We start from the raw sequence: 12,788 nt of genomic DNA, 5'->3' as shown, positions 1-12,788 counted from the left end.
TGTCGAAAGATGCGAAACTTGCGGCACCGCCTTGGGTGTTCGCACTTGGACCCCATGGCGCTTGCTAACGTGCAAGCGCAATTGGGGTCAAGATTGCTTTGGGTTCAGGCCCAGTCCAGACGTTGACCTGTCATGCACACGGGCAGTGTGTCGGATGGAAATTGGCCTAACTCTTCAAAGAACGAGATGAAATCAAAGTGATTATAGGCCTCAACCATCTTGTCGCCTTTGAACCGCGCCATGACCTGTCCCGTGACCTCCAAAGGCGCGCCGTTGTCGGCGCGGAAGGTGCGAACATTCAAAATCGCTGACACCCAATCCCCGTTTTCGATGATCTTGGGCAGTTCAACCTTGATGTCGCCCAGGATATGGCGGAACGCGGTGACCAGGTCGCGGAAATCATCTGCACCAACTTGCATTTCGGGGATCAGCCCTTCGGCCATCGTTTCCGGCGCAAAATATTGATCGATTGCCTCGGTATTTCCGTTTTCCCAAACTTCGGAATACCACGCCCTGAGTATCTCTGAATTTGTCATCCCAGCTCTCCTGTCCAAGTGAGGGCACGATGACAGGCAGGAATGAACAAACTCTGAATGTGCCCTAAAAAAGGGAATTAGGTCAGACATGTCAGGGAATAATGCAGGTTTCTGTTGCCAGGTACCTGCGAACCCCGCCTTACGCGGCTAGGCGCAAGGGCTTAGATTTCGGTCTTGTTACTGCTTACGCAGCAACTGCAACCGGAGCACGATTGTCGTTTGCAATTGTACTAGTTTCGCCGATAACGGTGGCAGACAGCCGAGACAAAGCTAACCCCTTTAGACGTTCGTCGATCCTGTTTCGGCCCCAAAATCCCCAAACGAAGGATGGTTGGTGGAGCCGCCGGGTACCGCCCCCGGGTCCGATCCGCTTATTACGAGCGCGTTTATGTCCATAGTCCCGAAGGACATTCCATATATAGGTGAGGTGATGGTTAGATGCAAACTCAGATTGCACCTCAATCAACCCAATAGTCTCAGTTGGTTAGGTTGTTTTATTAAAGTTTGCAGCAATCAGCCAAACGGCCAGAACCAGTTCGATTCCCCCAAAGATCATCGCCTTGGCCAACGGCGGATTGTCCAGCGCGACCGATACAAATCGGCCTAACGCTGCCCCCGAATAGACGACGCCCAGCATGACATAGGCCATCGGATTGTTCAGCCAGATAACGGCGATTCCGGTGACGACAAACAGACCTCCGACCGAGGCGCGCATCTCAGACAAGCCCATCGTGCTGTTGGTCGGGGCCAGATCAAGAGCCGAGGCAGTGTGGGCTGGGGCCAGAAACCCAAACGCGCCAAACCCGATAGTCAGCAACGCAGCAATCACGTTCAGAGTTGTGACCATTCCGGCCCCCTTATGTTTCAGGCCGCGTAGGCGGCGTCAAAGAAATCACGTTCCAGTTCGACTGCGCGATGGAACAATCGCGTGACCTCGGCCTGTTCAGCCGCATCCAGCGTCGGCCAGACCTTATCAAGCTGTCTGCGAAGATAATCGACCACGCTTTCAAACCCTTCGCCCGCATGTAGCGTGATCCATTCGGCAAACCAGAAGGGCAGGTCGTCTTTGGGCGGGTTTTCCGGGCTGGCCCAACTCAGATAGACCCATTCGGCCACGACCAGCACGGCCAGCATGTTCTGATAACGGCCCGAGGCCACGGCCTCGGCCATCAGGTCCTGAAACGCCCGTGTGGCGGGGGCAGGTTCTGTGCTGGGTTTTGTGCCCAAAGCCTCCATTGCGCGCAGGAAATAAGTGTTCTCGGGGCCTGTGATCACCGCGAGAAACTGCGCGGCTGGTACGCTGTCTGCGAGGGTCGGAGCGTGCGCGATGGCACTGGCAAGCAAGCGCACAAATCCGTCAACGAACTGATAATCCTGTTGAAGGTACCAGCGCATTTTGTCCTCGGGCAGGGTGCCGTCGGACAGCTCGCGCGTAAAGGCGTGGGAGGTGGCGGCTTGCCAGTCATCACTTCTGCCCAGACGCAGCATTTCAGTCGGGCGGGTTTGGTCCAGCATTCGGAAACTCCGTTTTTGTCTTGCCGCAGACAAAGCGCGTTTCAAATCAAAGTACAAGATCAACCAAGTGCAGACCAAAGACCAAGGCCGCCAACCAATATCAGACTTAGCGCCCAGATGAGCTCAAGATTGAACCAACTGCGCGACAGAACCTGCAGGCCCAGCCAACGATAGACGGCAAAAGCCAGCAGACCTCCGCCCAGAACCATGGCAGCTGTGTGAAGCGCGGCGACGCCCAGAACCAGCAGGGTGTTTGTTGTCATGATCTGGGATATCGCTTGATGGCCAGCGTCCAGTTCATCTACGGCACACAGCCCCAGATAGATCGGAACCAGCATCAGGGCGGCCCCGTGCGCAAGGGCCACCAGAAACGACCATAGAGCCAGTTTGCTGGGGGGAATCCTTGACAGAAAACGGGGATGGCGACGGGTGATTGCGATGAACAACCCCATCGCGATGACGAGCAGCGCGGCACCAATTCGGATTTCCTTTTGATAGTCGACCAGAACCGCCATCAGCGCAAAAGGCAGCAGCACTCCTAACATGGCCACAAAATGCCCGCCCGCCAAAGCTGCCAGTGCTTGCCAAAGCGCGGATTGGCGCTGCTCCATCAGCGCGGAAGAGACCGCCAGCGGCCAGCCCATGCCAGGGTTCAGGCCGTGATAGGCGCCGCTCAGAACAACGGCCAGCCAGAGGCCAGCCGTTGATGTCATCAAAACGTCCAACTCAGACCGAGGGGTAGCAGAAGCTGTCGGTTGAACAGTCTCCGCCCTCTAGCCGGATTTGGTGGCTGCGGTAGCCGTCGGGGAACTCGACCCAGAATTTCGGATCCAACGTCAACCCTCCGTTCTCGCCAACATCGGCCTTGACCATGGCAGCGCCGCCTTCGCCCGGATAGAATTGATCGTCCCAGGTGGAATAGAGCGAGTTGGTCCAATAGACGCGTTTGCCGTCACGGCTGATTTCAACCATTTGCGGACCGTAACCAAAACTCTGGCCATTTGGATGCTTGGTTTTCTTAACGATCCCCCCGATTTCAACCATACCAGCCAGCTTGGGGTTCATTGGGTCTGACACATCGTATTGATGCATCTCACCGGTGCCCCAGCACGAGACGTAGAGGTATTTGTCATCCAGGCTCAGGTCGATGTCAGTGACCAACGGTGGCACCGCCGAAAACCCTTTGAGCAGATCTGGCAGATCATCGGGATCGGCTGGTTGCGGATCGATGGTGATGGTTTTCTTGGCCTCGAATGTGCCGTCATCATTGCGCCACCAGGTGAAGATCGCACCTTGAAGGTTGGTGGTATCTACAACAACCCCACAGAACCCGTACTGCTTGACCGGGTCATGGGCCGGGCGGATTTCCAGTGCCATCTGGTGGTTTTCACCTAGATCGATGGTCTGGATATTGGTCCGGTTACGCAGGTTCCAGAAATGGATGCGGTGACCGTATTTGTTCGAAAGCAAGTCTTCGGCCACTATCCCGTTTTCGAACTGAGGCGGCAGACCCCATTCAGAACTGACCATGTAGTCGCGCGGTAGATTCCACCAGAAATCATAGTGCTTGTCCTGCACGCCACGCTCGATCTCATAACGCCCGATGATCTCGAAGCTTTCGCAATCCATAATGAAGATGCCCGGAGGTCCGTCGGTACCATCCGCGCCACCGCCGCCCAGAGTACTGACATAGATGCCCTCAGGCCCGCAATGGATCGTATGCGGGCGTGAATATCCAGTCTTTGCAAAGACTTCTTCGGGTTCGATAATCTTGTGGATCTTCGCCTCAAGCGGGTTTTTGACGTCAATGACGTAAATCCTGCTGGACCGAATGCCGGGGATGATTAGATAACGTCGCTCTAGAAACGCGTGCCCGGTCAGCGGCGACAGGGCGGACGAACATGCATTCCAACCGAAATGGTGAAACTCATCACCTTTCTCAGGCATTATTACCTGATGCACGATCTTTCCGAAGTCGTCAGATGTCGGATCGACATTCACAACCGCCAGCCCGTCTGGTTGCGAAAAATCAGGGCTTAGCATCAAGGTGAAAGCAAGCGTTTCGGTGGGGCCCTCCATTGCCAGTTTGGCGGATGGATAAAAGGTTGGGTCCGGTCTTGTATTCATAACGTCCTCCCGTAAGTCATTGGTCTTCAATTCATATTGAGAGTTCCGGTCTTGTCGCCGGGTGACATTCTACCTGCTCGTCTGCCTTTCGTTCTGGTTGCGTTGCAAGTTTGGCCTTTAGGCCGGTTTACGTTTGCGATCGGCCACGTCCTGGGCCAGTTGTCGGGTGTAATGCTCCAGATCCACCAACGCGGCGTCTACGGCATCCGCATTCTGGGCCTCAAGCGCGTCCACTATTCTTGTATGCAGTCCTATTATCGCCTCTCGAGACCGCGCGGTGAATGTGATCATGTTCATCAACGGTTGCATCGCTTCTACAGCTCCGGCCAGTTGGTAAGACAAAACGGGATTTTCCGCACCATCCACCAACGCACGGTGGAATGTGACATCCGAGGCGCAAAACGCTTCATCCGTAAGGCCAGGTTGCGACTGGCGAAAGATCTCCGCCCGCATGGTGGCCAGTTGATCCGCTGTGCGTCGCTGGGCGGACAAAGGCGCACAGGCCCTTTCCAGTGCATAGCGCGCCTCGCATGCGGTATCGAAGCTGACGGCGTTCATCGATAGCAACAGGGTCGAGGTTGTAACTTGCTGTGAATAGGCGTCCTCAAAACTCAAACGGTTTACAAACGCGCCACCCGATGCGCCACGTTGTGTGCGGATCAAAGACTGAGCCGCCAGCCGTTTTAACGCTTCTCGCACGGTAGGGCGCGAGACCTGAAACTGATCGGACAACTCAGCCTCTGACGGCAAGCGGGCGTCCCCGATAAGCTCACCCGACACAATCGCATCCCGAATGGCTTGAGCGATCTGGGCGGACAGGTCAGCGGTTTTTCGGGGGGCGGCTTTCATGTTCAGAGGACCTTGGGCAAATTTTTATTTGTCTGACATTTAAAAGTCTGACATTTGAAAAGCAAGGGAGTTGAGTCGGGAGGCTGAAGTGAGTCGTACTTGGCTGCGCAGCGGAATGTGGCTGGGCTTTTATGTTCTGATCCTGTGGGCGTGGTGGGTCATGTTCTCGATGAGCCGGGACATGGACCTTGATCTGATCGGTCGCCCCGGACCCATGGGGCAGGCCATGGCGGCCATGGATCCGCGCATGGACATGTATATGCCCATGGCCGAGTTTGGGCCGCTGTTTTCAATGTGGGCGATCATGATGGCGGCTATGATGCTGCCCACGCTTGTACCAACCCTGCGCAGCTATGACGACCTGATCCGCAGCGCCAATGGCAGCCGTGCGGGTTGGCTGGGTGTTCTGGCGGGGTACTCGATCGTGTGGGTTGGGTTTGCGGCTCTGATCGCCGGGATTCAGCTGGCTTTGCTGTTTGGCGGTGCGGTCGATATGCTGGGCATCGCCAAGTCCGGCTGGATTGCGGGCGGATTCATGATTGCAGTGGGGGCCTTTCAGTTCACCCGCGCGAAGGAGGTCTGCCACGGCGTTTGTCATGCCCCGATGACCTATTTTCTGGGCCATTGGAAAACCGGCTTCGCGGGCGGGGTCCGCATGGGTTTGGGCCTGGGCGCGTTTTGCGTCGGCTGCTGCTGGGGTTTTATGGCGCTGGGATTTGTGGGCGGTGTCATGAGCTTGTTGTGGATGGGTCTCGCGACACTGTTCATGGTTTTGGAGAAACTCCCCCAAATCGGGCACGCGATCACGCGGCCCATGGGGTTTGCATTAATTACGGGCGGTCTCGTCCTGCTCGTCTATCCAATTAGCTACGGAGGTTAAGCCAATGGCAAAAAACAGAAAACCAGAAGCCGATCGGTTGCCCATCAGTCAGCGGATTGACAGCCGGATGCCAAACCCGAAACGGCGCGAAATGAGCCCAACGGAATGGTCGATCAAGGGCGAATTGATCCTGAACTGCTCGTGCGATGTATTCTGCCCCTGTGTTGTGTCGCTGGGTGCGCATCCTCCGACCGAGGGCCATTGCCATGCTTGGATGGGCGTCATCATCGATGAAGGGCACTATGAGGGCGAAGATCTGTCTGGGCTGAATGTCGGTCTGTTGGTCGATATCCCGGGCCGTATGGGCGAAGGCCAGTGGAAAGTGGCAGCCTATGTCGACGAGCGCGCCAGCGGAAAGGCGTATAACGGTTTGCTTCAGATTTTCAGCGGGCAGGCCGGGGGAACCACCGGGCTGTTTACCATGCTGGTGAGTGAGATCATCGGGGCCGAGCGTGCCCCTGTACAGATCGAACGCGACGGGACCAAGCGCCGCATCATGATTGGCCGCAAGATACAGGGCGAGATCGAGATGCTTGGAGGCAAGGACCCAGAGCATCCTGTCATGGTTTCGAACTCAAAATACTGGATGGGCCCTGACATTATCGTGGCGCGGGGCACGAAGTCGAAAGTGCGTGATTACGGCCGGGTTTGGGATTTTGGCGGTAAGTCAGCCGAGATTTGTCCGATTGACTGGCATGGGCCTAAGTAATGATCACCGGCGCTTATGCACGTGAGATGGCGCAGTATAATCATTGGCAAAACAAGCAGTTGTCGGAGTTTATGCAAGCTTTGAGTCACGAGGAGCTGATCCTTGAACGCGGAGCGTTTTTTGGCTCGATCCTAGGTACCGCCAACCATCTGCTCTGGGGGGACTGGATCTGGATGTCCCGCTTTGACAAGGGGGACGGGCCAGAAAGCAACATTCACCGCGCGGGCGGCGGTATTCATGAAAGTGTGTATCTGTGCCCCGACCTGTCTGCATGGCTGCCCCTGCGAGAAAAGATTGACGCCCGCATCATCCGATGGGCTGACAGCTTGGGCGACGAACCTCTCACGGGTCCGTTCACGTGGTATTCAGCCGCGAAAGAGGCTGACATTACTTTGCCTTATGCGCGGTGCGTCATCCACATGTTCAATCATCAAACCCACCACCGGGGACAAGTGCACAAGATGCTGACTGAGGCGGGATCTGAAGCGCCGGTCAGTGATCTTGTCTTCATGCCGCAGGAGGATTGAATGCCGCAAATATCTCCTTCGCGCCGTTTGAGGCGCACGCCATTCTCGGATGGGGTCGAAGCTGCTGGGGTCAAAGGATATACGGTATATAACCGTATGTTATTGCCTACTGTTTTCGAAAGCGTTGAGGCCGACTATCGGCATTTGAAGACCCATGTGCAGGTGTGGGACGTCTCGTGTGAGCGACAGGTCGAACTACGCGGGCCGGATGCCGCACGCCTGATGCAGATGCTCACTCCGCGCGATTTGCGTGGGATGTTGCCGGGGCAGTGTTTCTATGTGCCGATCGTCGATGAAACAGGTGGAATGCTAAACGACCCGGTGGCTGTGAAGCTGTCCGAAGATCGTTGGTGGATTTCGATTGCGGACAGTGACCTGTTGCTTTGGGTCAAAGGGATCGCTGTGGGATACCGTCTGGATGTTCTCGTTGACGAGCCGGATGTGTCGCCGCTTGCTGTTCAAGGCCCCAAGGCGGACGAACTCATGGCCCGCGTATTTGGCGACCGCGTGCGGGATATCCGGTTTTTCAAGTTTGACATGTTCGAGTTTGAGGGACGCGATCTGGCCGTGGCGCGCTCGGGTTATTCCAAACAGGGCGGATTCGAGATTTATGTTGAGGGCAGCGACATTGGTATGCCCCTCTGGAATGCATTATTCGCTGCAGGAGAAGACCTTGAGGTGCGTGCCGGCTGTCCAAACCTGATCGAACGGATCGAGGGTGGCTTGCTGTCCTATGGCAATGACATGACGGATGATAACACTCCGCACGAGTGTGGCTTGGGCAAGTTCTGCAACACGCATACCGCAATCGGCTGCATTGGCCGCGATGCATTGCTGCGTGTGGCCAAAGAGGGGCCCATTCAGCAAATCCGGCCTATTGCCATCGCGGGCGATCCTGTGCCGGGTTGCGATAGGCCCTGGGGTCTCTACGCGGATGGAAAATGGGTCGGGCAGGTGACTTCGGCGACCTGGTCCCCTGACTTCAAGACCAACGTAGCCATTGGCATGGTGCGATTGAGCCATTGGGACGCGGGAACGGAACTGGATGTTGAGACACCGGACGGGATGCGTCACGCAACCGTGCAGTCACATTTCTGGATTTGACACGGGGGTTGGGGGCGCTGCCCCCGTCGCTGCGCGACTCCCCCGAGGTATTTTGGGTCAGGTGAAGAACTGGTCCGGGCGCAGAAACTCGAAAGGAATTGAGATATGTTCAATGCTCTTGTCATGGAGAAGGACGAAGAAAGCGGTTTGGCGAGCCCATCGGTCAAGCAGTTGTCGGAAGATGATCTGCCGCATGGTGAAGTCACCGTTGCTGTCGAGTATTCGACGGTCAACTACAAGGACGGGCTCTGCCTGTCTCCTAAAGGTGGCGGGCTGGTGCGGTCCTACCCGCACGTTCCAGGCATTGACTATGCCGGTACGGTAGAGGCTTCGTCAGATGATCGCTACAAGCCAGGGGACAAGGTCGTTCTAACCGGTTGGCGCGTGGGTGAGGCGCATTGGGGCGGTTATTCTCAGAAAGCCAATGCGCGGGCCGATTGGTTGGTTCCGCTCCCGGACGGATTGGACACGCGGCAGGCCATGGCTGTGGGTACCGCCGGGTTTACGGCGATGCTTGCGGTGATGGCGCTGGAGGATCATGGACTGACCCCGGATCGGGGACCGGTTCTGGTGACAGGCGCTGCAGGTGGTGTTGGATCGGTGGCCACGGCAATTCTGGGCAAGCTGGGATATGAGGTCGCCGCAGTAACCGGGCGGCCCGAAACCGGGGACTATCTGAAATCCTTGGGCGCGACGACCATTGTGCCGCGCGAAGACCTGAATGAGACCACCAAACGCCCGCTGGAAAGTGAAACCTGGGCTGGCTGTGTGGATGCAGTGGGTGGCGATATGTTGGCGCGTGTTCTGGGTCAGATGAAATACGGCTGTTCTGTTGCGGCAGTTGGTTTGGCTGGCGGGGCTGGATTGCCGGCGACAGTGATTCCATTCTTGCTGCGTGGGGTGAACCTGTTGGGCATCGACAGTGTAATGCAGCCCTTTGACAACCGGCTGCGCGCCTGGAAACGGATCGCCACGGATCTGCCGATGGACAAGTTGGACGCGATGATCCAACCCGCTGTGTTGTCAGATTTACCTCAGCTGGGGGCCGATATCCTGAAAGGACAGGTCAAGGGGCGCGTCGTTGTGGATGTAAACGCTTAGGTTCGAGCTTTCCAGCAGACCTGGACGGATGATTCCGACCAGGTCTGAGGTCGCAGGTTTGGTACAAAATGGTCGCAGCGCCTCTGGCCATTGATACAATTCCCGATCATGATTGCTATACATCCCATTTGCGATGGCGTAAGACCCATCGAAAGAGTACCTGAATACGGGGAGTGAGCAGCATGTCTGACGACTTCGAACTGGACACCGACGATCTTAAGCGCCGCATGGATGGCGCCATGGCCAATCTGAAAACCGAATTTGCCTCGCTGCGCACGGGGCGCGCATCAGCTTCCATGCTGGAACCTATCATGGTTGACGCGTATGGCTCGATGACGCCGATCAACCAAGTGGGAACAGTGAACGTGCCCGAACCGCGTATGGTGACTGTAAATGTCTGGGACAAGTCACTGGTGGGAAAGGTGGAAAAAGCCATTCGAGAAAGCGGACTTGGCATCAATCCTCAGCTGAACGGCACCATCATCATGTTGCCGATTCCCGAGCTAAATGAAGAACGCCGCCGCGAGCTGGGTAAAGTTGCCGGGCAATATGCGGAAAGCGCGCGGGTTTCGATCCGCAACGTGCGCCGCGACGGTATGGACCAGATCAAAAAAGCCAAGGCGGATGGAATGTCGGAAGATGACCAGAAGCTTTGGGAAAGCGAAGTTCAGGATTTGACGGATGAAATGATCAAGGCCGTTGATGTTGCGCTTGAGACCAAGCAAGCTGAAATCATGCAGGTCTGAGCTGGACTGATGCCCAAAGATCCCCAAATCGATCCGGTTTCCGGCCCACGCCACGTGGCTATCATCATGGACGGCAATGGTCGTTGGGCACAGGCGCGTGGCCGCCCCAGACTGTATGGTCATCATGCGGGCGCGCGGCGTGTGCGAGAGGTGGTTGAGGCCTGTCCTGGCCTTGGGATCAAGTATCTGACTGTTTTCGCCTTTTCGACCGAGAACTGGAAGCGGACGCAGGTTGAGGTTGCAGGTCTGATGAGCCTGTTTCGTCGCTACATCATCAAAGAAACCCGGACACTTGCGGACAACGGAATCCGCGTTCGGTTCATCGGTGATCGCGTCCGGTTGGATTCGAAGCTGACCGATTTGATGGATGCTTTGGAACAGGAAACCAAGGACAACGACCTCGTGCATTTGACGGTGGCGTTGAACTACGGTGGCCGTGATGAGGTGGCGCGCGCCACCAAACGGTTGGCGCGTGATGTTGCCGAGGGGCGATTGAAGCCTGAAGAGGTGGACGAAGAAACTCTTCCTAAGTATCTGGATACGCGTGTTCTTCCTGATCCGGACCTTGTTATTCGCACCAGTGGCGAAGCGCGTATTTCAAACTTTCTTTTGTGGCAGTCAGCCTATTCGGAATACGAGTTTATCGATACTTTGTGGCCGGACTTTACGGCCGCCGAACTGGAAGCGCTATGCCGCAACTATGGCTCGAGAGAGCGCCGGTTCGGAGCGGTGCTGGCATGAGCGAAGGCCGATGGTCTGACCTGACAGCACGGGTTCTTTCTGCAGTCGTGCTGGTTATGGTGGGCGCGGTCGAGGTGTGGCTGGGCGGTGTTTGGTTTGAAACTTTTATCGCTGCAGCTTGCGGTTTGATGACCTGGGAACTGGTTCGGATGATCGATCCAAAAAGCCAGGGTACGGCCATTCAGCTTGGCGTCCTGACAAGCGCTGCGGTTTTGCTGAGTTACCATCTGCCACCTCTGTACACATTACCTGTCATTGTCGCGCCCGCCTTGGTGGGAATGGGGCAGGTGAGCCGATCCAAGATCCTTTATGGGCTGTTTGCTGTCTGGATTGTCGGCGCCGGGTTGGGGTTCATCTCGGTCCGCGAGAATTTTGGCTTTAGTTGGATGGTTTGGCTGATTGCCGTGGTCGTCGCCACGGATGTCGCAGGGTACTTTGTTGGAAAAATGATCGGCGGACCTAAGTTCTGGCCCAAAGTTAGCCCTAAGAAAACATGGTCGGGAACAATGGGTGGATGGGCTGCCGCCGCCTGCGTCGGGGTGGCCTTTGCGGCCCATGCCGGTTTCGGATTCGCGTTTGTTTTTGTTTCGATATTGGCTTCAATGGCCAGTCAAGCTGGTGATATTATCGAAAGTGCAGTCAAACGAAAGTTTGGGGTCAAGGACAGTTCAAACCTGATCCCAGGCCATGGCGGCTTTCTGGATCGCTTTGACGGCATGATGGGCGCTGCCCTGTTTGTCCTTATAGCTGGGCTGTTTTACGCGCCGGGTGGGATGTAATGCGCAGGGTTTCTATTTTTGGGGCCACAGGATCGATTGGGCAAAACACGATCGATCTGATCTCACGCGCGCCAAGCGACTATGATGTCGTGGCTCTGACAGGTGGGGCGAATATTCAGAAACTGGCCAATGACGCGCGCCGTTTAGGGGCCGATCTGGCGGTGACGGCACATGAAGACAAGTTGGACGATCTGCGCGCCGCGCTTACTGGCAGCGAGGTCGAAGCAGCGGCTGGCGCAAACGCCATTGCCGAGGCTGCAACGCGCCCAGCGGATTGGATCATGTCAGCCATTGTGGGCTCAGCAGGGCTTGCGCCGGGGATTGAGGCGCTGAAACAAGGTTCAACGCTGGCGCTGGCCAACAAAGAAACGCTGGTCTGCGCAGGGTCTCTGGTCATGGAGACGGCCAAGGCTCATGATGCGCGACTGCTGCCGGTCGACAGCGAGCATTCAGCCGTTTTTCAAGCTTTGGTCGGAGAAGACATCACTGCCGTTGAGCGCGTGATCATTACGGCCAGCGGTGGAGCATTCCGGGACTGGCCGATGGAAGATTTGGTCAATGCCACCGTTGAACAAGCGTCCAGCCATCCGAACTGGGACATGGGACAGCGCATTACAATCGACAGTGCTTCGATGTTCAATAAAGCCTTAGAAGTGATTGAAACAAGGGAATTCTTCTCTGTTTCGCCTACGCAGATCGAGGTTTTGGTGCACCCTGAATCCATCGTACATGCAATGGTCGGGTACCGGGATGGGGCTGTGATGGCCCATATGGGAGCACCGGATATGCGCCATGCCATCGGCTATGCTTTGCATTGGCCAGAACGGCGCGATCTTCCAGTGGATCGGCTTGACCTGGCGAAGATCGGACAATTGAACTTCAAAGCGCCTGATCTGAAGCGATACCCGGCTTTGAAACTGGCGTGGGATGTAATGGAGCGCGGTGGTCTGGCAGGGGCGGTGTTCAATGCAGCCAAGGAACGAGCGCTGGATCATTTTATTGCGCGCCGGATCTCATTTCTGGATATGGCAGATGCCGTGGCCGCCGTTCTTGACCGATTTGACGCATCAGACGGCCTTATTGATGCCCCGATGACCCTTGATAACGTGCATCAAACGGACCATTTGGCACGTCAATGGGTCGATGACACCGTGGTGGAACGAGCAGGATAGAA

15 protein-coding genes and 1 other RNA gene are annotated in these 12,788 nt (G+C 56.3%); 9 read left to right on the top strand and 7 right to left on the bottom strand.

What is annotated here, in order from left to right:
* Nucleotides 1-104: 104 nt before the first annotated feature.
* The 7 genes from GOV91_RS02530 to GOV91_RS02500 all read right to left on the bottom strand — a co-directional run bounded on the left by GOV91_RS02530 (nt 105) and on the right by GOV91_RS02500 (nt 5,027).
* Nucleotides 105-536: an ester cyclase gene (locus GOV91_RS02530; protein WP_171183320.1), complete on the bottom strand. Its 432-nt coding sequence runs from the start codon at nt 534-536 to the stop codon at nt 105-107.
* A 100-nt stretch (nt 537-636) separates the two neighbouring features.
* Nucleotides 637-984: a transfer-messenger RNA gene (ssrA, locus tag GOV91_RS02525) on the bottom strand.
* A gap of 36 nt (nt 985-1,020) precedes the next feature.
* Entirely contained in the window at nt 1,021-1,383 is a 363-nt protein-coding gene (locus GOV91_RS02520; RefSeq protein WP_171090183.1) for a DUF4345 family protein, read from the bottom strand.
* A gap of 17 nt (nt 1,384-1,400) precedes the next feature.
* Nucleotides 1,401-2,051: a TenA family protein gene (locus GOV91_RS02515; protein WP_171234326.1), complete on the bottom strand. Its 651-nt coding sequence runs from the start codon at nt 2,049-2,051 to the stop codon at nt 1,401-1,403.
* Between the two features lie 59 nt (nt 2,052-2,110).
* Complete coding sequence (locus tag GOV91_RS02510; RefSeq protein WP_171183317.1) at nt 2,111-2,764, bottom strand: hypothetical protein; 654 nt, start codon at nt 2,762-2,764, stop codon at nt 2,111-2,113.
* Nucleotides 2,765-2,777: 13 nt separating this feature from the next.
* Nucleotides 2,778-4,178, bottom strand: coding sequence for a selenium-binding protein SBP56-related protein (locus GOV91_RS02505; protein ID WP_171183315.1), 1,401 nt, complete (start codon nt 4,176-4,178; stop codon nt 2,778-2,780).
* Between the two features lie 117 nt (nt 4,179-4,295).
* On the bottom strand, nt 4,296-5,027 hold the full coding sequence (locus GOV91_RS02500; protein WP_171173886.1) for a FadR/GntR family transcriptional regulator: 732 nt from the start codon (nt 5,025-5,027) through the stop codon (nt 4,296-4,298).
* 115 nt (nt 5,028-5,142) lie between these two features.
* Here GOV91_RS02500 and GOV91_RS02495 point away from each other — a divergent pair, with 115 nt between their 5' ends.
* From GOV91_RS02495 to dxr, 9 genes are all read left to right on the top strand, one after another.
* A complete protein-coding gene (locus GOV91_RS02495; RefSeq protein WP_171234568.1) occupies nt 5,143-5,907 on the top strand; it encodes a DUF2182 domain-containing protein in 765 nt (254 codons plus the stop codon).
* Nucleotides 5,908-5,911: 4 nt separating this feature from the next.
* Nucleotides 5,912-6,616, top strand: coding sequence for a DUF1326 domain-containing protein (locus GOV91_RS02490; protein WP_171234325.1), 705 nt, complete (start codon nt 5,912-5,914; stop codon nt 6,614-6,616).
* Entirely contained in the window at nt 6,616-7,143 is a 528-nt protein-coding gene (locus GOV91_RS02485; RefSeq protein WP_171173891.1) for a DinB family protein, read from the top strand. Before GOV91_RS02490 ends, GOV91_RS02485 begins: the two co-directional genes overlap by 1 nt.
* The gene (locus tag GOV91_RS02480) at nt 7,144-8,247 is read left to right on the top strand and encodes a dimethylsulfoniopropionate demethylase (protein WP_171173893.1); all 1,104 of its coding nucleotides are present in this window, start codon (nt 7,144-7,146) and stop codon (nt 8,245-8,247) included. It begins immediately after the preceding gene.
* 105 nt (nt 8,248-8,352) lie between these two features.
* Complete coding sequence (gene acuI, locus GOV91_RS02475) at nt 8,353-9,348, top strand: acryloyl-CoA reductase (protein WP_171234324.1); 996 nt, start codon at nt 8,353-8,355, stop codon at nt 9,346-9,348.
* A 182-nt stretch (nt 9,349-9,530) separates the two neighbouring features.
* Nucleotides 9,531-10,094: a ribosome recycling factor gene (gene frr / locus GOV91_RS02470; protein WP_171173898.1), complete on the top strand. Its 564-nt coding sequence runs from the start codon at nt 9,531-9,533 to the stop codon at nt 10,092-10,094.
* Between the two features lie 9 nt (nt 10,095-10,103).
* Nucleotides 10,104-10,835, top strand: coding sequence for an isoprenyl transferase (locus GOV91_RS02465; protein ID WP_171173900.1), 732 nt, complete (start codon nt 10,104-10,106; stop codon nt 10,833-10,835).
* A complete protein-coding gene (locus GOV91_RS02460; RefSeq protein WP_171234323.1) occupies nt 10,832-11,614 on the top strand; it encodes a phosphatidate cytidylyltransferase in 783 nt (260 codons plus the stop codon). The genes GOV91_RS02465 and GOV91_RS02460 overlap by 4 nt, the downstream gene beginning before the upstream one ends.
* Nucleotides 11,614-12,786, top strand: coding sequence for a 1-deoxy-D-xylulose-5-phosphate reductoisomerase (gene dxr / locus GOV91_RS02455; RefSeq protein ID WP_171234322.1), 1,173 nt, complete (start codon nt 11,614-11,616; stop codon nt 12,784-12,786). Before GOV91_RS02460 ends, dxr begins: the two co-directional genes overlap by 1 nt.
* The last annotated feature ends 2 nt before the right edge of the window (nt 12,787-12,788 follow it).

The sequence above is a fragment of the Ruegeria sp. HKCCA6837 genome (assembly GCF_013034475.1).
Taxonomy (GTDB): domain Bacteria; phylum Pseudomonadota; class Alphaproteobacteria; order Rhodobacterales; family Rhodobacteraceae; genus Ruegeria.
This window is presented reverse-complemented; position numbering and strand designations above follow the sequence as displayed.

Coding starts and splice junctions, on each gene's coding strand:
- frr (WP_171173898.1), top strand. CDS start 9,531: ATGTCTGACGACTTCGAACTGGACACCGACGATCTTAAGCGCCGCATG.
- GOV91_RS02490 (WP_171234325.1), top strand. CDS start 5,912: ATGGCAAAAAACAGAAAACCAGAAGCCGATCGGTTGCCCATCAGTCAG.
- dxr (WP_171234322.1), top strand. CDS start 11,614: ATGCGCAGGGTTTCTATTTTTGGGGCCACAGGATCGATTGGGCAAAAC.
- GOV91_RS02495 (WP_171234568.1), top strand. CDS start 5,143: ATGTGGCTGGGCTTTTATGTTCTGATCCTGTGGGCGTGGTGGGTCATG.
- acuI (WP_171234324.1), top strand. CDS start 8,353: ATGTTCAATGCTCTTGTCATGGAGAAGGACGAAGAAAGCGGTTTGGCG.
- GOV91_RS02480 (WP_171173893.1), top strand. CDS start 7,144: ATGCCGCAAATATCTCCTTCGCGCCGTTTGAGGCGCACGCCATTCTCG.
- GOV91_RS02515 (WP_171234326.1), bottom strand. CDS start 2,051: ATGCTGGACCAAACCCGCCCGACTGAAATGCTGCGTCTGGGCAGAAGT.
- GOV91_RS02510 (WP_171183317.1), bottom strand. CDS start 2,764: ATGACATCAACGGCTGGCCTCTGGCTGGCCGTTGTTCTGAGCGGCGCC.
- GOV91_RS02500 (WP_171173886.1), bottom strand. CDS start 5,027: ATGAAAGCCGCCCCCCGAAAAACCGCTGACCTGTCCGCCCAGATCGCT.
- GOV91_RS02530 (WP_171183320.1), bottom strand. CDS start 536: ATGACAAATTCAGAGATACTCAGGGCGTGGTATTCCGAAGTTTGGGAA.
- GOV91_RS02465 (WP_171173900.1), top strand. CDS start 10,104: ATGCCCAAAGATCCCCAAATCGATCCGGTTTCCGGCCCACGCCACGTG.
- GOV91_RS02460 (WP_171234323.1), top strand. CDS start 10,832: ATGAGCGAAGGCCGATGGTCTGACCTGACAGCACGGGTTCTTTCTGCA.
- GOV91_RS02505 (WP_171183315.1), bottom strand. CDS start 4,178: ATGAATACAAGACCGGACCCAACCTTTTATCCATCCGCCAAACTGGCA.
- GOV91_RS02520 (WP_171090183.1), bottom strand. CDS start 1,383: ATGGTCACAACTCTGAACGTGATTGCTGCGTTGCTGACTATCGGGTTT.
- GOV91_RS02485 (WP_171173891.1), top strand. CDS start 6,616: ATGATCACCGGCGCTTATGCACGTGAGATGGCGCAGTATAATCATTGG.